We start from the raw sequence: 20139 nt of genomic DNA on the forward strand, positions 1-20139 counted from the left end.
CAGGAACGAGTCCGTGACCACGATCACCCCCGATCCCGGGAACCATTCCGCGCCCCGGCCCTCGCTTCGCCCGCAGGCCGCCGCGCCCGGTACGCTCACCGCCGTGCCACACGCTGATCAGACCCGAACCACCCGGACAGGCGATTCCGTGACGTATCCGGGACCGCCCCGGCCGGCTCAGGTCGCCGCCACCTCGCTGGCGGACCTCGCCGGTCAGCTGGGTGTCGAGCCGCCGGACGGCGCCGCCGAGGTCACGGGCATCACCCACGACTCGCGCGCCGTACGCCCCGGCGACCTGTACGCCGCCCTGCCCGGAGCCCGCGCGCACGGCGCCGACTTCGTCACCCAGGCGGCGGGCCTCGGCGCGGCCGCCGTGCTCACCGACCCGGCCGGCGCCGAACGCGCCGCCGCCACCGGCCTGCCCGTGCTGGTGGTGGACGACCCGCGCGCCCGCATGGGCGAGCTGGCCGCCACCGTCTACGGCCGGCCCGGCCGCGATCTGCTGCAGATCGGCATCACCGGCACCTCCGGCAAGACCACCACCGCCTACCTCGTCGAGGGCGGCCTGAAGACGGTCCGGCGCACCGGCCTGATCGGCACCGTGGAGATGCGCGTCGGCGACGAGCGCATCAAGTCCGAGCGCACCACCCCCGAGGCCACCGACCTGCAGGCCCTGTTCGCCGTGATGCGCGAGCGCGGGGTCGAGGCGGTCGCCATGGAGGTCTCCAGCCACGCCCTGGTGCTCGGCCGGGTCGACGGCTGCGTCTTCGACGTCGCGGTCTTCACCAACCTCAGCCCGGAGCACATGGAGTTCCACTCCGGCATGGAGGACTACTTCCAGGCCAAGGCGCAGCTGTTCACACCGCGGCGCAGCCGTCTGGGCGTGATCAACCTCGACGACGAGTACGGCCGGCGGCTCGCCCGGCAGGCCACGGTCCCCGTCGTCACCTACTCGGCGGAGGGCCACCCGGACGCCGACTGGCGCGCCCAGGACGTGGAGGTCGGCCCGCTGGAGTCCACTTTCACCGTGCTCGGCCCCGAGGGGCAGCGGATCGCGGCGCGCTCGCCGCTGCCGGGCCCGTTCAACGTGGCCAACACCCTCGCCGCCGTCGTGGCCCTGGCCGCCGCGGGCCTGGACCCGCAGACGGCCGCCGACGGCGTCGCGGCGGTGCCCGGCGTCCCCGGCCGGCTGGAACGGGTCGACGCCGGACAGCCCTACCTCGCCGTCGTGGACTACGCGCACAAGACCGACGCCGTGGAGTCCGTGCTCAAGGCCCTGCGCAAGGTCACCAAGGGCCGGCTGCACGTGGTGCTCGGCTGCGGCGGCGACCGCGACCGGACCAAGCGCGGCCCCATGGGCGCCGCCGCGGCCCGCCTCGCCGACACCGCCGTACTGACCTCCGACAACCCCCGCTCCGAGGACCCGCTCGCGATCCTCGCGGCCATGCTCCAGGGCGCCGCCACGGTGCCCGCGCACGAGCGCGGGGAGGTGCTCCTGTTCGAGGACCGTGCCGCCGCGATCGCCGCCGCCGTGGGCCGTGCGCACCCCGGCGACACCGTGCTGGTCGCGGGCAAGGGCCACGAACAGGGCCAGGACATCGCCGGCGTGGTCCGTCCCTTCGACGACCGCCAGGTGCTTCGCGAAGCAATCCAGAACACCCAGGGATGAAAATCCGGAAGACCCAGGGGAAGAACTTGTGATCGCCCTCTCCCTCGCCGAGATCGCAGATGTCGTCGGCGGGCAGACGCACGACATACCGGATCCGTCCGTGAAGGTCACCGGACCCGTCGTCCGGGACTCCCGCGAGGCGGTGCCCGGCAGTCTGTTCGTCGCCTTCGTCGGCGAACGCGTCGACGGCCACGACTTCGCCGCCGCCGTGATCGAGGCGGGCGCCGTCGCCGTACTGGCGTCCCGTCCCGTCGGTGTGCCCGCGATCGTCGTCGACGACGTCCAGGCCGCCCTCGGCGCCCTCGCCCGCCATGTCGTCGCCCGGCTCGGCGCGACGCTGGTGGGACTGACCGGCTCCGCCGGCAAGACCAGCACCAAGGACCTCATCGCCCAGGTGCTGCGGCGCACGGCACCGACCGTGTTCACGCCCGGCTCGCTCAACAACGAGATCGGGCTGCCGCTGACCGCCCTGAGCGCCACCGAGGAGACCCGGTTCCTCGTGCTGGAGATGGGTGCCCGCGGCCTCGGGCACATCCGCTACCTCACCGGGCTGACCCCGCCGCGCATCGGCGTGGTGCTCAACGTGGGCAGCGCCCACGTCGGCGAGTTCGGCGGCCGCGAGCAGATCGCCCGGGCCAAGGGCGAGCTGGTGGAGAGCCTGCCCGCCGCCGAGGACGGCGGCGTCGCGGTGCTCAACGCCGACGACCCGCTGGTGAAGGCCATGGCCTCCCGTACGAAGGCGAAGGTGCTCTATTTCGGAGAGTCCGACGAAGCGGACGTTCGCGCCGAGAACGTGAGACTCACGGACAGCGGGCAGCCCGTTTTCCGGCTTCACACACCCTCCGGTGCATCCGATGTGACCATGCGCCTGTACGGTGAGCACCACGTGTCGAACGCGCTCGCCGCGGCCGCCGTCGCCCATGAGCTGGGCATGTCCGCGGAAGAGATCGCCACCGCGCTCTCCGAGGCGGAGTCCCTCTCCCGGTGGCGCATGGAGGTCGTCGAGCGCCCGGACGGCGTGACCATCGTCAACGACGCCTACAACGCCAACCCCGAGTCCATGCGGGCCGCGCTGCGCGCGCTGGTGGCCATGGGCCGCGGACGGCGGACGTGGGCGGTGCTCGGCCCGATGGCCGAGCTGGGGGACGAGGCGCTCGCCGAGCACGACGCGGTCGGACGGCTGGCCGTCCGGCTCAACGTCAGCAAGCTCGTCGCGGTCGGGGGCAGGGAAGCGTCCTGGCTGCAACTGGGCGCATACAACGAGGGTTCGTGGGGTGAGGAGTCGGTGCACGTGTCCGACGCACAGGCGGCGGTCGACCTGTTGCGCAGCGAGTTGCGCCCGGGGGACGTGGTGCTCGTGAAGGCGTCCCGTGCGGTCGGTCTGGAGAGCGTCGCCGAGGCGCTGCTGCAGGCCGGGACCGAGGGTGAGGTCGCCGCCCGATGAACCAGATTCTCTTCGCGGGCGTCATCGGGCTCTTTCTGACCCTGATCGGCACCCCCTTGCTGATCAAACTCCTGGCCCGCAAGGGCTACGGCCAGTACATCCGCGACGACGGACCGCGCGAGCACGCCAGCAAGCGCGGTACGCCGACCATGGGCGGCATCGCCTTCATCCTGGCCACGGTCGCCGCCTACTTCCTGGCCAAGGTGATCACCGGGCAGCCCCCGCGCTTCTCGGGTCTGCTGGTGCTCGGCCTCATGGTCGGCATGGGCATGGTCGGCTTCCTGGACGACTACATCAAGATCGTCAAGCGTCGTTCGCTGGGTCTGCGGGCCAAGGCGAAGATGGCCGGCCAGCTGATCGTCGGCATCGCCTTCGCGGTGCTGTCGCTGCAGTTCGCCGACAACCGGGGCAACACGCCCGCCTCCACCAAGCTGTCGTTCATCACCGACTTCGGGTGGTCGATCGGCCCGGTGCTGTTCGTGGTCTGGGCGCTGTTCATGATCCTGGCCATGTCGAACGGCGTGAACCTCACCGACGGTCTGGACGGCCTGGCCACCGGCGCCTCCGTCCTGGTCTTCGGCGCCTACACCTTCATCGGCGTCTGGCAGTACCAGGAGTCCTGCGCCAACGCCATGACGCTGACCAACCCGGGCGCCTGCTACGAGGTGCGCGACCCGCTCGACCTCGCGATCGTGTCCTCCGCGCTCATGGGTGCCTGCCTCGGCTTCCTGTGGTGGAACACCTCGCCGGCGAAGATCTTCATGGGTGACACCGGTTCGCTCGCGCTCGGCGGTGTGCTGGCGGGCCTGGCCATCTGCTCCCGCACCGAGCTGCTGCTCGCGCTGCTGGGCGGCCTGTTCGTCCTCATCACCATGTCGGTGATCATCCAGGTCGGCTCCTTCCGCCTGACCGGCAAGCGTGTCTTCCGGATGGCGCCCCTGCAGCACCACTTCGAACTCAAGGGCTGGTCCGAAGTGCTCGTGGTGGTCCGTTTCTGGATCATCCAGGGCATCTGTGTCATCGTCGGGCTCGGCATCTTCTACGCGGGATGGGCAGCGGACAAGTGACCGACTGGCAGGGAAAGAACGTCACCGTCGCCGGGCTCGGCGTCTCCGGGGTCCCGGCGGCCAAGGTCCTGCACGGCCTGGGCGCGCGGGTCACCGTCGTCAACGACGGCGACGACGAGCGCGCCCGGGCGCAGGCCGAAAAGCTCCAGGCCCTGGGGATCGCCGTCCGCCTCGGCGACGGGGACTCCCTGCCCGACGGCACCGAGCTGATCGTCACCGCCCCCGGCTGGAAGCCGGACAAGGCGCTGTTCCGCGCCGCCGAGAAGGCGGACGTCCCCGTCTGGGGCGACGTGGAACTCGCCTGGCGGCTGCGCGATCACGGCGGCCGCACGCCCGCCCCGTGGCTCGCGGTCACCGGCACCAACGGCAAGACCACCACGGTGCAGATGCTCGCCTCCATCCTGAAGGCGGCGGGCCTGCGCACGGCCGCCGTCGGCAACATCGGCGTCTCGCTGCTGGACGCCGTCCTCGGCGAGGAGACCTACGACGTCCTCGCCGTCGAACTGTCCAGCTACCAGCTGCACTGGGCGCCGTCGCTGCGGGCGCACTCGGCCGCGGTCCTCAACCTCGCACCGGACCACCTGGACTGGCACGGCTCCATGGAGGCCTACGCGGCCGACAAGGGCCGTATCTACGAGGGCAACCGGATCGCCTGCGTCTACAACGCGGCGGACAAGGCCACCGAGGACCTGGTCCGCGAGGCCGACGTGGAGGAGGGCTGCTGGGCGATCGGCTTCACGCTGGGCACCCCGGCGCCCTCCCAACTCGGCGTCGTGGACGGCATCCTGGTCGACCGCGCCTTCGTGCCGAACCGGCAGAAGAACGCCCAGGAGCTGGCCGAGGTGGCGGACATCCGGCCGCCGGCCCCGCACAACATCGCCAACGCCCTTGCCGCGGCGGCCCTCGCCCGGGCCTACGGCGTGCCCGCCGCGGCCGTGCGCGAGGGGCTGCGGGCCTTCACGCCCGACGCGCACCGCATCGCGCACGTCGCCGACCTCGACGGCGTCGCCTACGTCGACGACTCCAAGGCCACCAACACCCACGCGGCACAGGCCTCGTTGGCGTCGTACGAGTCGATCGTATGGATCGCAGGGGGGCTGGCGAAGGGCGCGACCTTCGACGAACTGGTCGCCGGCGCGGCCGGACGGCTGCGCGGCGTGGTGCTGATCGGTGCCGATCGCGGTCTGATCCGGGACGCCCTGGCGCGACACGCGCCGGAAGTACCCGTCGTCGACCTCGACCGGACCGACACTGGGGCGATGCTCCAGGCCGTCCAGGAGGCGAAGCGGCTGGCCCGCGCGGGGGACACCGTGCTCCTCGCCCCGGCCTGCGCCTCCATGGACATGTTCGTCAACTACAACCAGCGCGGTGACGCGTTCGCGGCTGCCGTTCGCGAACTCGCCGCCCGCTGACCCCGGCCGCCCCCGCTGCCGGGCGACCTTGGGAGGGACGCGTGGGACCCGCCAGCCGAGCCCCTGTCCGCCGGGGCACTGCACCGGTGCGGCCGACGGACCGCGGAGGCGCATGTGGCCGCTAGCTCCGCAGGCCGCACCGGCCGTCCGCCCGTGCAGCGCGCCGCCCGGCGGCCCGCCGTGGCCCGGGTGGTGCGCGACAACCCCGTGCGCACCCTCGTCACCCGGGCCCGCAAGGCCTGGGACCGGCCGCTGACCGCCTACTACGTGCTGGCCGGCGGCAGTGCGCTGATCCTGGTGCTCGGCCTGGTGATGGTGTACTCCGCCTCCCAGGTCACCGCGCTGCAGAAGGCGCTGCCCGGGTCGTACTTCTTCCGCAAGCAGCTGCTCGCCGCCGCCATCGGCACCGTGCTGCTGCTGGTGGCCGCCCGGATGCCGGTGAAGCTGCACCGGGCGCTGGCCTACCCGATCCTGGCGGGCGCGGTGTTCTTGATGGCGCTGGTGCAGGTCCCGGGGATAGGAGTGTCGGTCAACGGCAACCAGAACTGGATCTCGCTGGGCGGCTCCTTCCAGATCCAGCCCAGCGAGATCGGCAAGCTGGCCCTGGTGCTGTGGGGCGCCGACCTGATCGCCCGCAAGCAGGAGAAGCGGCTGCTGACGCAGTGGAAGCACATGCTGGTGCCGCTGGTCCCGGTCGCCTTCATGCTGCTCGGACTGATCATGCTGGGCGGCGACATGGGCACCGCGATCATCCTCACCGGCATCCTCTTCGGGCTGCTGTGGCTGGCGGGCGCGCCCACGCGCCTGTTCGTGGGCGTGCTCTCAATCGCCTCCCTGATCGGCCTGGTGCTCATCAAGACCAGCCCCAACCGGCTGGACCGGTTCGCCTGCGTCGGCTCCGACGACGTCACCAAGTGCTGGCAGGCGGTGCACGGCATCTACGCCCTCGCCTCCGGCGGACTGTTCGGCTCAGGGCTCGGCGCCAGTGTGGAAAAATGGGGGCAACTGCCCGAGGCCCACACCGACTTCATCTTCGCGATCACCGGTGAGGAACTGGGCCTCGCGGGGACGCTGTCGGTGCTCGCCCTGTTCGCGGCTCTAGGCTATGCGGGCATCCGCGTGGCCGGACGCACGGAGGACCCCTTCGTCAGGTACGCCGCGGGAGGCGTGACCACGTGGATCACCGTCCAGGCGGTGATCAACATCGGTGCGGTGCTCGGTCTGCTGCCGATCGCCGGCGTTCCGCTCCCGCTGTTCTCCTACGGAGGATCCGCCCTGCTGCCGACCATGTTCGCCATCGGGCTGCTGATCGCCTTCGCGCGGGACGAGCCCGCTGCGCGGGCAGCGCTTGCCATGCGGCAGCCGCGCTTTGGTAGAAAGCGCACGTCAGGCTCCGCGGCCGGACGCACGACCGGCCGGAAGCCCGGGCGCGGCTCCGGCCGGACACCGGGCCGGGCCTCCGCACGGGCCTCCGGCGGAAGCTCCGGCCGGGGAACGGGTCAGGGGTCCGGCCAGGGGCCTCGGAGATGGAACACGATGCGACGGCGTGCCTCGGCGGCGCGTCCGTCCGGAGAGCGGTGAATTTCGGTGCATGTCGTACTCGCCGGCGGAGGTACCGCGGGCCACATCGAGCCCGCGCTCGCCCTCGCGGACGCCCTGCGCAGGCAGGACCCGACCGTGGGCATCACGGCTCTGGGCACGGAGCGGGGACTGGAGACCCGGCTCGTCCCGGAGCGGGGCTACGAGCTCGCGCTGATCCCCGCGGTGCCACTGCCGCGCAAGCCCACGCCCGAACTGATCACCGTGCCGGGCCGGCTGCGCGGCACCATCAAGGCCGCCGAGCAGGTCCTGGAACGCACCAAGGCCGACGTGGTCGTCGGCTTCGGCGGCTATGTCGCCCTGCCCGGCTATCTCGCGGCCAAGCGGCTGGGGGTGCCCATCGTCGTCCACGAGGCCAACGCCCGCCCGGGCCTGGCCAACAAGATCGGCTCGCGCTACGCGAACCAGGTCGCCGTCTCCACCCCCGACAGCAAGCTGCGCAACGCCCGCTACATCGGCATCCCGCTGCGGCGCTCCATCGCCACCCTGGACCGCGCCGCCGTACGCCCCGAGGCGCGCGCGGCGTTCGGTCTGGACCCGAACCTGCCCACCCTGCTGGTCTCCGGCGGCTCCCAGGGCGCCCGCCGCCTCAACGAGGTGATCCAGCAGGTCGCCCCCCGGCTGCAGCAGGCCGGGATCCAGATCCTGCACGCGGTCGGCCCGAAGAACGAACTGCCGCAGGTGCAGCAGATGCCGGGAATGCCCCCCTACATCCCGGTAAGTTATCTGGACCGGATGGACCTCGCGTACGCCGCGGCCGACATGATGCTCTGCCGCGCGGGCGCGATGACCGTCGCCGAGCTCTCCGCCGTCGGACTCCCGGCCGCCTACGTCCCGCTGCCCATCGGCAACGGCGAACAGCGGCTCAATGCCCAGCCGGTGGTCAAGGCGGGCGGCGGACTGCTGGTCGACGACGCGGACCTGACGCCGCAGTGGGTCCAGGACAACGTCCTGCCCGTGCTCGCCGATCCGCACCGGCTGTACCAGATGTCCCGTGCCGCCAGCGAGTTCGGCCGCCGGGACGCCGACGAGCTGCTCGTCGGCATGGTGTACGAGGCCATCGCCTCGAAGCGTTAGGACCATGGGGACGAAGGGGCGCACAGCGTGGCCGGACCGACGACCGCCCGGCGCGGTCAACGCCAGCAGAAGTCGTCCGGCCGGCCCCTGCGTCTTCGCCGGCTGAGAAGGCCGAGCCCGCGGGCCGTCGTCCTCTCGGCACTGGGCGTCGTCCTGCTCGGCGCCGCCGTGCTGTGGCTGCTGTACGGCTCGCCGTGGCTCCGGGTGGAGCACGTGTCCGTGTCCGGCACCCGCGTCCTGACGACCGCTCAGGTGCGCGAGGCGGCGCAGGTGCCGTCCGGGGACCCGCTCGTCTCCGTCGACACCGGTGCCGTCGCGGACCGGGTGCGCCAGAGGCTGCCCCGGGTCGCCACGGTCGACGTCAGTCGTTCCTGGCCCCACGGAATCGATGTGAAAGTGGTCGAACGCACCGCGGTCATGGTGGAGAAAAAGGGCGGAAAGTTCGTCGAAGTGGACGCGCACGGCGTCCGCTTCGCGACGGTTTCCCGGGCGCCGGACTCGGTGCCGGTTCTGGAATTGTCCCTTTCCCGTTCTCCGTCGGCCGCGGCGAGCCTGCGGCGTTTCGGCGAGAGCCGGCTCGTGCGCGAGGCGGTCACGGTCGCCGGTGATCTGCCGGCCGCCGTCTCGCGCCAGGCCCGCACCGTCAAGGTCCGTACCTATGACGACATCTCGCTGGAGCTGACCGGAGGGCGGAGCGTCTCCTGGGGCAGCAGTGAGAAGGGACGTCAGAAGGCGCGTGCGCTCACCGCGTTGATGAAAGCCGCGCCGCACGCACGGCACTTCGACGTCAGCGTGCCCACCGCCCCGGCGTCATCGGGGAGTTGACGGTCCGTGGCGCACGCCAGCACCCTGGTTGGTCAGCGCTATGGCCGATCACATAGGGTGAAAAGAAAAACGGGAGGTTCGGCGTGTTCGTTGAACGGGCGCCGCTGGTCGACTTAGTGTCCTGTTCAGAGGACTCCAGGGAACAGGCACACTGGTAACCCTAAACTTCAGGGTTAGGGTTCGGGTCGGCGCTATGGACCGTCCCATTCGGCATCAGTCGTCGGATCGCGGCCACCGCGAGGCGACGACACGTAACTCGAGGCGAGAGGCCTTCGACGTGGCAGCACCGCAGAACTACCTCGCAGTCATCAAAGTCATCGGTGTCGGCGGCGGTGGTGTCAATGCCATCAACCGGATGATCGAGGTCGGTCTCAAGGGCGTCGAGTTCATCGCCATCAACACCGACGCGCAAGCTCTGTTGATGAGCGACGCCGACGTCAAGCTGGACGTCGGCCGTGAACTCACCCGCGGACTCGGCGCCGGCGCCAACCCGGCCGTCGGCCGCAAGGCCGCCGAGGACCACCGCGAGGAGATCGAGGAGGTCCTCAAGGGGGCCGACATGGTCTTCGTGACAGCCGGTGAAGGCGGCGGCACCGGCACCGGCGGCGCGCCGGTCGTGGCCAACATCGCGCGCTCGCTGGGCGCCCTCACCATCGGCGTGGTCACGCGCCCGTTCACCTTCGAAGGACGGCGCCGCGCGAACCAGGCCGAGGACGGCATCGCCGAGCTGCGCGAAGAGGTCGACACTCTCATCGTCATCCCCAACGACCGGCTGCTGTCCATCTCGGACCGCCAGGTCAGCGTGCTCGACGCGTTCAAGTCCGCGGACCAGGTGCTGCTGTCCGGTGTGCAGGGCATCACCGACCTGATCACCACCCCCGGCCTGATCAACCTGGACTTCGCCGATGTGAAGTCGGTCATGTCCGAGGCCGGTTCGGCCCTGATGGGCATCGGCTCGGCCCGCGGCGACGACCGCGCGGTGGCCGCGGCCGAGATGGCGATCTCCTCGCCGCTGCTGGAAGCCTCCATCGACGGCGCCCGCGGCGTGCTGCTGTCCATCTCCGGCGGCTCCGATCTCGGTCTGTTCGAGATCAACGAGGCCGCCCAGCTGGTCAGCGAGGCCGCCCACCCCGAGGCCAACATCATCTTCGGCGCGGTCATCGACGACGCGCTCGGCGACGAGGTCCGGGTGACCGTGATCGCGGCCGGCTTCGACGGCGGACAGCCGCCGGCCCGCCGCGACAACGTCCTCGGATCCTCCTCCGCCACCACCCCCGCGCCCCGCCGCGAGGAGCCGGCGCCGATCCGCCAGCCGGAGTCCCGGCCGACGTTCGGTGCGCTGGGCAGCGTGACGCCGAAGGAGGAGCCGGAGCCCGCCGCCCCCGAGCCGGTCCACGACATCCCGGCCCCGGCCGCCCCGCCCATCCCGCCGGCGCCCCGGACCTACTCGGACAGCGCGGCCGAGGAACTGGACGTCCCGGACTTCCTCAAGTGATAGGCCGACGCGAGACCGTGAACGGCGCGCACTTCGCCTTCACCGACCGGTGGGGCGGGGTGAGCGCCGTTCCGTACGAGGAGCTGAATCTCGGCGGCGCGGTCGGTGACGACCCCGACGCCGTGCGCGCCAACCGGGAACGGGCCGCGCAGGCCCTCGGGCTCGACCCGGCCCGCGTGGTGTGGATGAACCAGGTGCACGGCGCGGACGTCGCGGTCGTGGACGGACCGTGGGACACCGCTCAGATCCCGCAGGTCGACGCGATCGTCACCGCCCGGCGCGGACTCGCCCTGGCGGTGCTGACCGCCGACTGCGTCCCGGTGCTGCTCGCCGACCCGGTGGCCGGGATCGCCGCCGCGGCCCACGCCGGACGCCCCGGCATGGTGGCCGGCGTGGTCCCCGCCGCCGTGCGCGCCATGGTGGAACTCGGCGCCGACCCGGCCCGGATCGTCGCCCGCACCGGCCCCGCGGTGTGCGGCCGGTGCTACGAGGTGCCGGAGGCCATGCGCGCCGACGTGGCCGCCGTCGAGCCGGCGGCGTACGCCGAGACGCGTCGGGGCACGCCCGCCGTCGACGTGAGCGCCGGCGTGCACGCACAACTGGAGCGCCTGGGCGTGCGCGACCGGGAGCAGTCGCCGGTGTGCACGCTGGAATCGCGCGACCACTTCTCGTACCGCCGCGACCGCACCACCGGCCGGCTGGCGGGCTATGTCTGGCTGGACTGAGGAACATGACGGACCGTAAGGACGAGATCGCCGGAAACCTGGCACGGGTCGAGGAGCGCATCGCCGCGGCGTGCGCGGCCGCCGGGCGCTCCCGCGACGAGGTGACCCTGATCGTGGTCACCAAGACCTACCCGGCGGCGGACGTACGGGTGCTGGCGGAGCTGGGTGTCCGTCATGTGGCGGAGAACCGCGACCAGGAGGCGGCACCGAAAGCCGCGGAATGTTCGGATCTGCCCCTCACGTGGCACTTCGTCGGTCAGCTCCAGACCAACAAGGTGCGCTCCGTGGTCGGTTACGCCGACGTCGTGCAGTCCGTCGACCGGCCCCGGCTGGTCGTGGCGCTGTCGAAGGAGGCGGTGCGCGCCGGGCGCGAGGTGGGCTGCCTCATCCAGGTCGCGCTGGATGCGGGCGAGAGCGGACGCGGGGAGCGCGGCGGCGTGGCCCCCGAGGGAATCGGAGAGTTGGCCGACCTCGTCGCCCGGTCCGAGGGTCTGCGGTTGGACGGTCTGATGACCGTCGCGCCGTTGACCGGACAGTATGCGGGCCGTCAACGAGCGGCGTTCGATCGGCTCATGGATTTGTCGACCGACCTGCGCAGGGACCATCCGGCTGCCACCATGGTCTCGGCAGGGATGAGTGCGGACCTCGAGCACGCCGTGGCGGCGGGTGCGACACATGTGCGCGTCGGCACCGCGGTACTCGGAGTCCGACCCAGGCTCGGGTAACGTCGCCAAGAAGTCGGACCACAGCAGAAAATATGGTCGATACCGCCGGAGACGGCGCAACGACCTGTGGATCGCGGGGACTTGGCGGTCGTCAGCCGATCCACCACAGAGCGGAGGACTCAGAGCATGGCCGGCGCGATGCGCAAGATGGCGGTCTACCTCGGCCTCGTGGAGGACGATGGGTACGACGGCCGGGGATTCGACCCCGATGACGATTTCGAACCGGAACTCGACCCGGAGCCCGAGCGTGACCGCCGGCGGCAGGAGCCGTCGCACCAGTCGCACGGGACACACCAGTCACAGAGGGACGAGCCGGTACGAGTGGTGCAGCCTCCGGCGCCACGCGAACCGGTGACCCCGGCCGCTTCGCTGCCGGCGGAATCGGGTCGTCCGGCGCGGATCGCGCCCGTGGCGTCCATCACACAAGAACGCGCAAGCCTGGAGAAGAACGCACCGGTGATCATGCCCAAGGTCGTGTCCGAACGTGAGCCGTACCGGATCACCACGCTGCACCCTCGGACCTACAACGAGGCCCGTACCATCGGGGAACACTTCCGTGAGGGCACTCCGGTGATCATGAATCTGACGGAGATGGACGACACCGATGCGAAGCGGCTCGTCGACTTCGCGGCCGGTCTGGTGTTCGGTCTTCACGGCAGCATCGAGCGGGTGACGCAGAAGGTGTTCCTGTTGTCGCCTGCTAACGTCGATGTCACGGCGGAGGACAAGGCCCGCATCGCAGAGGGCGGGTTCTTCAACCAGAGCTGAGACGCACCACCGGACGGACTCGGAGTACAGGGGAGAGGGGAGCACCGATCATGGGCGTGGCCCTTGAGGTTCTCTACATCGCGCTGATGGTGTTCCTCATCGTGCTCATCTTCCGTCTGGTGATGGACTACGTGTTCCAGTTCGCCCGCTCGTGGCAACCCGGCAAGGCGATGGTGGTCGTACTGGAGGCCACCTACACTGTCACCGATCCACCGCTGAAGCTCTTGCGGCGGTTCATCCCGCCGCTGCGTCTCGGGGGCGTGGCACTCGACCTGTCCTTCTTCGTACTGATGATCATCGTCTACATCCTGATCTGGATCGTGGGGAACCTCGCGACGTGAGGGTGGACGATACGGTCTTGCCGACTGCCGATGACTACGTTGAGGTGAAGAGATGCCGTTGACCCCCGAGGACGTGCGGAACAAGCAGTTCACAACCGTGCGCCTCCGAGAAGGCTATGACGAGGACGAGGTCGATGCCTTCCTCGACGAGGTCGAGGCCGAGCTGACCCGCCTGCTGCGCGAGAACGAGGACCTGCGCGCCAAGCTCGCCGCGGCCACCCGGGCCGCCGCCCAGAACCAGCAGAACATGCGCAAGGGTCCCCCCGAGCAGCAGCAGGACCAGCAGCAACAGCAGCAGCAGGGCGGCCCGCCGCAGCAGGGCATGCGAGGTCCCGGCGCTCCGGTGCCCGCCGGGATATCGGGACCGCCGCAGCAGCACGGCGGCCCCATGGGTGGCCCGCCGCAGCTGCCGAGCGGTGCCCCGCAGCTGCCCGCCGGCCCCGGCGGTCAGGGCCCGCAGGGCCCCGGCGGCCCGATGGGCCAGGGTCCCGGTCCGATGGGCCAGGGACCGATGCAGGGGCAGATGGGTCCGGGCGGCCCGCTGGGCGGCCCCGGTCCCATGGGGGGTCCCGGCCCGATGGGCCAGGGCCCCGGTGGCGACAGCGCCGCGCGCGTGCTGTCGCTGGCCCAGCAGACCGCGGACCAGGCGATCGCCGAGGCCCGGGCCGAGGCCAACAAGATCGTCGGCGAGGCGCGGTCGCGTGCCGAGGGTCTTGAGCGCGACGCTCGTGCCAAGGCCGACGCGCTGGAGCGGGACGCGCAGGAGAAGCACCGTGTCGCGATGGGCTCCCTGGAGTCCGCCCGCGCCACGCTGGAGCGCAAGGTCGAGGACCTGCGCGGCTTCGAGCGCGAGTACCGCACGCGGCTGAAGTCGTACCTGGAGTCGCAGCTGCGTCAGCTGGAGTCGCAGGGCGACGACTCGCTGGCCCCGCCGCGCACCCCCGCGACGGCGTCGCTGCCGCCGTCCCCGGCGCCCTCGCCCTCGATGGCCCCGGCCGGTGCGAGCGCCCCGTCCTACGGCGGCAACCAGTCGGTGGGCGGCAGCGGTTCCGGCGGCCCGTCCAACCCGTCCTACGGCGGCCAGCAGCAGATGACGCCGGCGATGACCCAGCCGATGGCTCCGGTCCGCCCGCAGGGCCCGTCCCCGATGGGCCAGGCGCCGTCCCCGATGCGCGGCTTCCTCATCGACGAGGACGACAACTGAGCACGACGGCGTAGTCGACGTCGGCAGGCACACGGACGGCCCCGGAGGGAAATCCCTCCGGGGCCGTCCGGCTGTCCGGGGACGCGGCGCGGGTGCTGCGGCACCGCCACGGACGGCGGACCGGGACGTGGGCGGCGGCCGGGATGCGAGCGGCGACGGCCGGTCGGGCAGCGGAGTGCCCCTGTGCGCCGGGGCGTGCGAGCCGAGGCGTGCAGTCGGCGCGTGAACCGGGGCGTGCACCCGGGGCACGTACGACGAAGGCCCCGCCGGCAGGGCGGGGCCGTGAAGCAGCAGGGTCGGCGCCCGGCGGGGGCGGGCACCCGCCGGGCGCCCGCCCCCCGCCGTGCGTCACGCCTTGCGCAGACGGAACGTCAGCGACAGCCCGTCGTCGGTGAACGGCCGGCCGTAGGAGTCGTCGGCCTCGCCCTGGGCGAAGTCCGTGGCGAGAACCTCGTCGGCGATGAGCCCGGCGTGCTCCGACAGCGCGGCCTCCACGGCGGGATCGGTGGAGGTCCAGCGCAGGGCGATCCGGTCGGCGACGTCCAGACCGCTGTTCTTGCGGGCCTCCTGGATCAGCCGGATCGCGTCACGGGCCAGGCCCGCCTGTCGCAGCTCCTCGGTGATCTCCAGGTCCAGCGCCACGGTCGCGCCCGCGTCGGACGCCACCGACCAGCCCTCGCGCGGGGTCTCGGTGATGATCACCTCGTCCGGGGCGAGGCTGATGGTCTCCCCGTCGACCTCCACCGACGCCGTGCCCTCGCGCAGCGCCAGCGACAGCGCGGCGGCGTCGGCCGCGGCGATCGCCTTGGCCACGTCCTGCACGCGCTTGCCGAACCGCTTGCCCAGCGCCCGGAAGTTGGCCTTGGCGGTGGTGTCCACCAGGGATCCGCCGACCTCGGACAGCGACGCCAGCGAGGTGACGTTCAGCTCCTCGGCGATCTGGGCGCGCAGCTCCGCGTCCAGGGACTCGAAACCGGCGGCGGCGATCAGCGCACGGGACAGCGGCTGACGGGTCTTGACGCCCGACTCGGCGCGGGTGGCCCGGCCCAGCTCCACCAGCCGGCGCACCAGCACCATCTGCCGCGACAGCTCGGGGTCGATCGCCGACAGGTCCGCCTCCGGCCAGGACGCCAGGTGCACCGACTCCACAGCGCCCGGCGTGACCGGCACGATCAGGTCCTGCCACACCCGCTCGGTGATGAACGGGGTGATCGGGGCCATCAGCTTGGTGACGGTCTCCAGCACCTCGTGCAGCGTGCGCAGGGCGGCCTTGTCGCCCTGCCAGAACCGGCGGCGCGAGCGGCGCACGTACCAGTTGGACAGGTCGTCGACGAACGCCGACAGCAGCTTGCCGGCGCGCTGCGTGTCATAGGCCTCCATGGCCTGCGTGACCTGGTCGGTGAGCGCGTGCAGCTCGCTGAGCAGCCAGCGGTCCAGCAGCGGACGCGCGGCCGGCGCCGGGTCGTCGTCCGAGGGTGCCCAGCCGGAGGTGCGGGCGTACAGCGACTGGAAGGCGACCGTGTTCCAGTAGGTCAGCAGCGTCTTGCGGACGACCTCCTGGATGGTGCCGTGGCCGACGCGGCGGGCCGCCCACGGGGAGCCGCCGGCCGCCATGAACCAGCGCACCGCGTCCGCGCCGTGCTCGTCCATGAGCGGGATCGGCTGGAGGATGTTGCCCAGGTGCTTGGACATCTTCCGGCCGTCCTCGGCCAGGATGTGGCCCAGGCACACGACGTTCTCGTACGCGGACCTGTCGAACACCAGGGTGCCGACGGCCATCAGCGTGTAGAACCAGCCACGGGTCTGGTCGATCGCCTCGGAGATGAACTGGGCCGGGTAGCGGCTCTCGAACAGCTCCTTGTTCTTGTACGGGTAGCCCCACTGCGCGAACGGCATGGAGCCCGAGTCGTACCAGGCGTCGATGACCTCCGGCACGCGGGTCGCGGTCCTGCCGCAGCCCTCGTGCGGGCAGGCGAAGGTGACCTCGTCGATGAACGGGCGGTGCGGGTCCAGGTCCGACTGGTCGGTGCCGGACAGCTCGGTCAGCTCCGCGCGGGAGCCGACGCAGGTGAGGTGGTCGTCCTCGCAGCGCCAGATCGGCAGCGGGGTGCCCCAGTAGCGGTTGCGGGACAGCGCCCAGTCGATGTTGTTGTTCAGCCAGTCGCCGAAGCGGCCGTGCTTGACCGTCTCCGGGAACCAGTTGGTCTTCTCGTTCTCCGCGAGCAGCCGGTCCTTGATCGCGGTGGTGCGGATGTACCAGGACGGCTGGGCGTAGTAGAGCAGCGCGGTGTGGCAGCGCCAGCAGTGCGGGTAGCTGTGCTCGTACGGCAGGTGCTTGAACAGCAGCCCGCGCTCCTGCAGGTCCTGGGTGAGCTTCTCGTCCGCCTTCTTGAAGAAGACGCCGCCGACCAGCGGGACGTCCTCGGCGAAGGTGCCGTCGGGACGGACCGGGTTGACCACCGGCAGCTCGTAGGAGCGGCACACCTTCAGGTCGTCCTCACCGAAGGCGGGGGACTGGTGGACCAGGCCGGTGCCGTCCTCGGTGGTGACGTACTCGGCGGTGACCACGAAGTGCGCCGGGGCCGGGTTGCCCTCGGCCGTCTCGTCCGGGAACTCCACCAGCTCGAACGGCCGCCGGTAGGTCCAGTACTCCATCTCGGCGCCGGTGAAGCGCTGCCCGGTGGGCTCCCAGCCCTCGCCGAGCGCCTTGCCGAGCAGCGGCTCGGCGACGACGAGCTTCTCCTCGCCGTTCGTGGCGACGACGTAGGCGACCTCCGGGTGCGCGGCCACGGCCGTGTTGGAGACCAGGGTCCACGGCGTGGTCGTCCACACCAGCAGCGCGGCCTCGCCGGCCAGCGGGCCGGAGGTGAGCGGGAAGCGGACGTAGACCGAGGGGTCGACGACCGTCTCGTAGCCCTGGGCCAGCTCGTGGTCGGACAGGCCGGTGCCGCAGCGCGGGCACCAGGGCGCGACCCGGTGGTCCTGGACCAGCAGGCCCTTGTTGAAGATCTCCTTCAGCGACCACCACACCGACTCGATGTACTCGGGGTCCATGGTGCGGTAGGCGTCGTCGAGGTCGACCCAGTAGCCCATGCGGGTCGTCAGCTCGGCGAAGGCGTCGGTGTGCCGGGTGACGGACTCACGGCACTTGGCGTTGAACGCGGCGATGCCGTACGCCTCGATGTCCTGCTTGCCGGTGAAGCCCAGCTCCTTCTCCACGGCCAGCTCCACGGGCAGGCCGTGGCAGTCCCAGCCGGCCTTGCGGCCCACGTGGTAGCCGCGCATGGTGCGGAAGCGGGGGAAGACGTCCTTGAAGACGCGCGCCTCGATGTGGTGCGCGCCCGGCATGCCGTTCGCGGTGGGCGGGCCCTCGTAGAACACCCACTCCGGGCGCCCCTGCGACTGCTCCAGGCTCTTGGCGAAGATCTTCTGCTCGCGCCAGAAGTCGAGCACCGCGTGCTCGAGCGCGGGCAGGTCGATCTGCGCGGGCACCTGACGGTACTGCGTCATCGATCTTCCTCCGGCGGACGTGCTGCCTTCCGTCGGAGGGACGAGAGCCTGTGCTGTCCACGCCGTCTGCGGCGCGCTCCCGCGGTACCACCCTCCTTGGCCCCCCGGTGCGCGGTGCGCTCCGGTGAACCCCCTCATTTGGGATCGCGATGCCTGGTTCTACTCACTCCTCGGGACGTCCGAGGGGCTTTCTTCCGGCAGCTCCGGGGTGATCTTCACGTCGCGCTCGCCCCCGGGCTTCCACCGTCCCCGGGTCGCTCCAGGCTGCGTACGCCGCTACTCGTCCCCATCCACGCTTTTTCGCTGCGCCCCAGTGTACGGCGCCGCGGGGCCTGTGGCCGACCGGTTTCCCCGAGGGGCGCCGGGCAGGCAACGCGCGCTCCGCCGTGACCCGAACGGCACGGTGCACCCGGCCGGATCGCCCAACAGGCCGCCGGCCGGATTACCCGGCGGTCAGCTGGGCACAACGCATGCATGCCGGCCCCGCGGCACGCGCGAGGCGGGCGAATCGGGCGGCGTGCCCCGTTGCCGCGGGAGACGGGTCGATTTATCGTCCCAGCACGATTCGCGAGCAAGATCACAATATGTGAAGGGGCCGCGGCCATGGTGGCGAAGAAGACCGCCGAGCAGTCGGCGTCCGGCAGGACCCGGACCTCGGGCGCCGCCGGCACGCCGTCCGGTTCTCGCGACGCGACGGCGACCGGGCGGAAGGCCGCGGACGCCGGCGCGGGGACATCCGCGCGCGGACCGGCCGCGTCGCGCGCTTCGGAACGCGGTGCGCAGCCGGGGCCCACGGCCGCCGCGGACGCGGCCGGGCGCGCGGCGGGACGGAAGAGCACGGCCAAGAAGGCGGGTGCGGCTCGGGCCGCGAAGAAGACGGGAGCCACGACGGTGGGTGCGAAGAAGACTCCTGGTACGGCCGCGGCGGCCACGACCGCCGCCCCCGAGGTACGCGCCGCCCAGGCGGTGGAGCCGGGCGACCTCCCGGTCCGGCCGGGCGAGGACCCCTGGACGGCCGAGGAGGTCGAGGAGTCCCGCGCCGGGCTGCGGGCCGAGGCGGAGCGGCTGCGCGCGGAGATCACCTCCGCCGAGGTGTCCCTGGTGGGCCTCATGCGGGACTCCGGGGACGGCGCCGGCGACGACCAGGCCGACACCGGCACCAAGAACATCACGCGCGAGCACGAGATGGCGCTCGCCGCCAACGCGCGCGAGATGCTGGTGCAGATCGAACGCGCCCTGCAGCGACTGGACGCGGGCACCTACGGACTGTGCGAGAACTGCGGCGACGCGATCGGCAAGGCCCGCATGCAGGCCTTCCCGCGGGCCACCCTGTGCGTGCAGTGCAAGCAGAAGCAGGAGCGCCGGTACTGAGCCTCCCGGATGCCGGGCCGGGGACGACAACGCCGGTACGGAAACCGGCGCCAGGCGTGCCGTAGTCTCGTCCTCAGTCAGGTACCTAGGTCGAGGGACTCACGTGGCAGAGGTGGAGCGCATCATCGGTACGCCGGACACCCCGGACGCGGCAGCGGGGGGCGGGAAGGAGCGGCCCGGCGCCGACGCGGAACCGGAGGCGCGGCCGGACGCCGAAGGGGAACGGGCCCCGGACGCCGCCGAGCGGGAACGGGCCCCGAAGGGCGCACAGGAGGAGCGTTCCCCGGCCGGCGGGCCCGCCGCCGGCACCCCGGCGCCCGCGGCGGACGACACCTCCGCCGTGCCCGCCCCGGCCGGCGACGGCGAGGACGCCTCCGCCCCGGACCAGCGGCTTCGCGGCCGCCGCCGGGTCGCCGTGCTGTTCACGGTCGCGGCGATCGCGTACGCGCTCGATCTGGTCAGCAAGATCATCGTGGTGGCCAAGCTGGAGCACCACGCCCCGGTGAAGATCATCGGCGACTGGCTGCAGCTGGAGGCGATCCGCAACGCCGGTGCCGCCTTCAGCTTCGGCGAGGCCTACACGGTGATCTTCACGGTGATCGCAGCGGCCGTGATCGTGGTGATCATCCGGCTCGCCCGCAAGCTGTACAGCGTGCCCTGGGCGATCGCGCTCGGCCTGCTGCTCGGCGGTGCGCTGGGCAATCTCACCGACCGCATCTTCCGCGCGCCGCGCGTCTTCGAGGGCGCGGTGGTCGACTTCATCTCGCCCAAGCACTTCGCGGTCTTCAACCTCGCCGACTCGGCGATCGTCTGCGGCGGCATCCTGATCGTGCTGCTGTCCTTCCGCGGCCTGGACCCGGACGGCACCGTCCACCGCTGACGCCGTCCCGTGCGGGGAGCCCCGACC

16 protein-coding genes are annotated in these 20139 nt (G+C 71.7%); 15 read left to right on the forward strand and 1 reads right to left on the reverse strand.

All coding sequences use genetic code 11. The annotated features are described in order from the left end of the window. Positions 1-148: 148 nt before the first annotated feature. The 13 genes from OG899_RS20010 to OG899_RS20070 all read left to right on the forward strand — a co-directional run bounded on the left by OG899_RS20010 (position 149) and on the right by OG899_RS20070 (position 14351). Positions 149-1669 (forward strand): UDP-N-acetylmuramoyl-L-alanyl-D-glutamate--2,6-diaminopimelate ligase, encoded by a 1521-nt coding sequence (locus tag OG899_RS20010; RefSeq protein WP_125497809.1) that lies wholly within the window; start codon positions 149-151, stop codon positions 1667-1669. Between the two features lie 28 nt (positions 1670-1697). Further along, positions 1698-3113 carry a UDP-N-acetylmuramoyl-tripeptide--D-alanyl-D-alanine ligase gene (gene murF, locus OG899_RS20015; protein WP_125497808.1) on the forward strand — a complete coding sequence of 472 codons (1416 nt, stop codon included), beginning with the start codon at positions 1698-1700 and terminating at the stop codon, positions 3111-3113. Then, entirely contained in the window at positions 3110-4180 is a 1071-nt protein-coding gene (mraY, locus tag OG899_RS20020) for a phospho-N-acetylmuramoyl-pentapeptide-transferase (RefSeq protein ID WP_125497807.1), read from the forward strand. Before murF ends, mraY begins: the two co-directional genes overlap by 4 nt. Continuing rightward, positions 4162-5592: a UDP-N-acetylmuramoyl-L-alanine--D-glutamate ligase gene (gene murD / locus OG899_RS20025; protein WP_189427550.1), complete on the forward strand. Its 1431-nt coding sequence runs from the start codon at positions 4162-4164 to the stop codon at positions 5590-5592. The genes mraY and murD overlap by 19 nt, the downstream gene beginning before the upstream one ends. A 252-nt stretch (positions 5593-5844) precedes the next feature. Continuing rightward, positions 5845-7173 (forward strand): putative lipid II flippase FtsW, encoded by a 1329-nt coding sequence (gene ftsW / locus OG899_RS20030; RefSeq protein WP_240955917.1) that lies wholly within the window; start codon positions 5845-5847, stop codon positions 7171-7173. 6 nt (positions 7174-7179) lie between these two features. After that, on the forward strand, positions 7180-8268 hold the full coding sequence (murG, locus tag OG899_RS20035) for an undecaprenyldiphospho-muramoylpentapeptide beta-N-acetylglucosaminyltransferase (protein ID WP_125497804.1): 1089 nt from the start codon (positions 7180-7182) through the stop codon (positions 8266-8268). Positions 8269-8295: 27 nt separating this feature from the next. Beyond that, a complete protein-coding gene (locus OG899_RS20040) occupies positions 8296-9093 on the forward strand; it encodes a cell division protein FtsQ/DivIB (protein ID WP_168132197.1) in 798 nt (265 codons plus the stop codon). Between the two features lie 277 nt (positions 9094-9370). Beyond that, positions 9371-10588, forward strand: coding sequence for a cell division protein FtsZ (gene ftsZ, locus OG899_RS20045; RefSeq protein WP_125497802.1), 1218 nt, complete (start codon positions 9371-9373; stop codon positions 10586-10588). Next, a complete protein-coding gene (pgeF, locus tag OG899_RS20050; protein ID WP_125497801.1) occupies positions 10585-11313 on the forward strand; it encodes a peptidoglycan editing factor PgeF in 729 nt (242 codons plus the stop codon). Before ftsZ ends, pgeF begins: the two co-directional genes overlap by 4 nt. A gap of 5 nt (positions 11314-11318) precedes the next feature. Then, entirely contained in the window at positions 11319-12038 is a 720-nt protein-coding gene (locus tag OG899_RS20055; protein ID WP_125497800.1) for a YggS family pyridoxal phosphate-dependent enzyme, read from the forward strand. Positions 12039-12164: 126 nt separating this feature from the next. Further along, on the forward strand, positions 12165-12806 hold the full coding sequence (locus OG899_RS20060; protein WP_125497799.1) for a cell division protein SepF: 642 nt from the start codon (positions 12165-12167) through the stop codon (positions 12804-12806). A gap of 50 nt (positions 12807-12856) precedes the next feature. Further along, positions 12857-13147, forward strand: coding sequence for a YggT family protein (locus OG899_RS20065; protein ID WP_125497798.1), 291 nt, complete (start codon positions 12857-12859; stop codon positions 13145-13147). Positions 13148-13199: 52 nt separating this feature from the next. Beyond that, positions 13200-14351 (forward strand): DivIVA domain-containing protein, encoded by a 1152-nt coding sequence (locus tag OG899_RS20070; RefSeq protein WP_125497797.1) that lies wholly within the window; start codon positions 13200-13202, stop codon positions 14349-14351. Between the two features lie 348 nt (positions 14352-14699). Here the strand turns inward: OG899_RS20070 and ileS are convergent, their stop codons facing one another. Beyond that, the gene (gene ileS / locus OG899_RS20075; RefSeq protein WP_406311107.1) at positions 14700-17861 is read right to left on the reverse strand and encodes an isoleucine--tRNA ligase; all 3162 of its coding nucleotides are present in this window, start codon (positions 17859-17861) and stop codon (positions 14700-14702) included. Positions 17862-18464: 603 nt separating this feature from the next. On the opposite strand from ileS, the gene OG899_RS20080 reads away from it, so the two are divergent. Both OG899_RS20080 and lspA read left to right on the forward strand, forming a co-directional pair. Beyond that, positions 18465-19232, forward strand: coding sequence for a TraR/DksA family transcriptional regulator (locus tag OG899_RS20080; RefSeq protein WP_125497795.1), 768 nt, complete (start codon positions 18465-18467; stop codon positions 19230-19232). 103 nt (positions 19233-19335) lie between these two features. Continuing rightward, positions 19336-20112 (forward strand): signal peptidase II, encoded by a 777-nt coding sequence (lspA, locus tag OG899_RS20085; protein ID WP_406311108.1) that lies wholly within the window; start codon positions 19336-19338, stop codon positions 20110-20112. Positions 20113-20139: the final 27 nt, after the last annotated feature.

The organism is Streptomyces thermoviolaceus (assembly GCF_045209695.1).
Lineage (GTDB): Bacteria > Actinomycetota > Actinomycetes > Streptomycetales > Streptomycetaceae > Streptomyces > Streptomyces thermoviolaceus.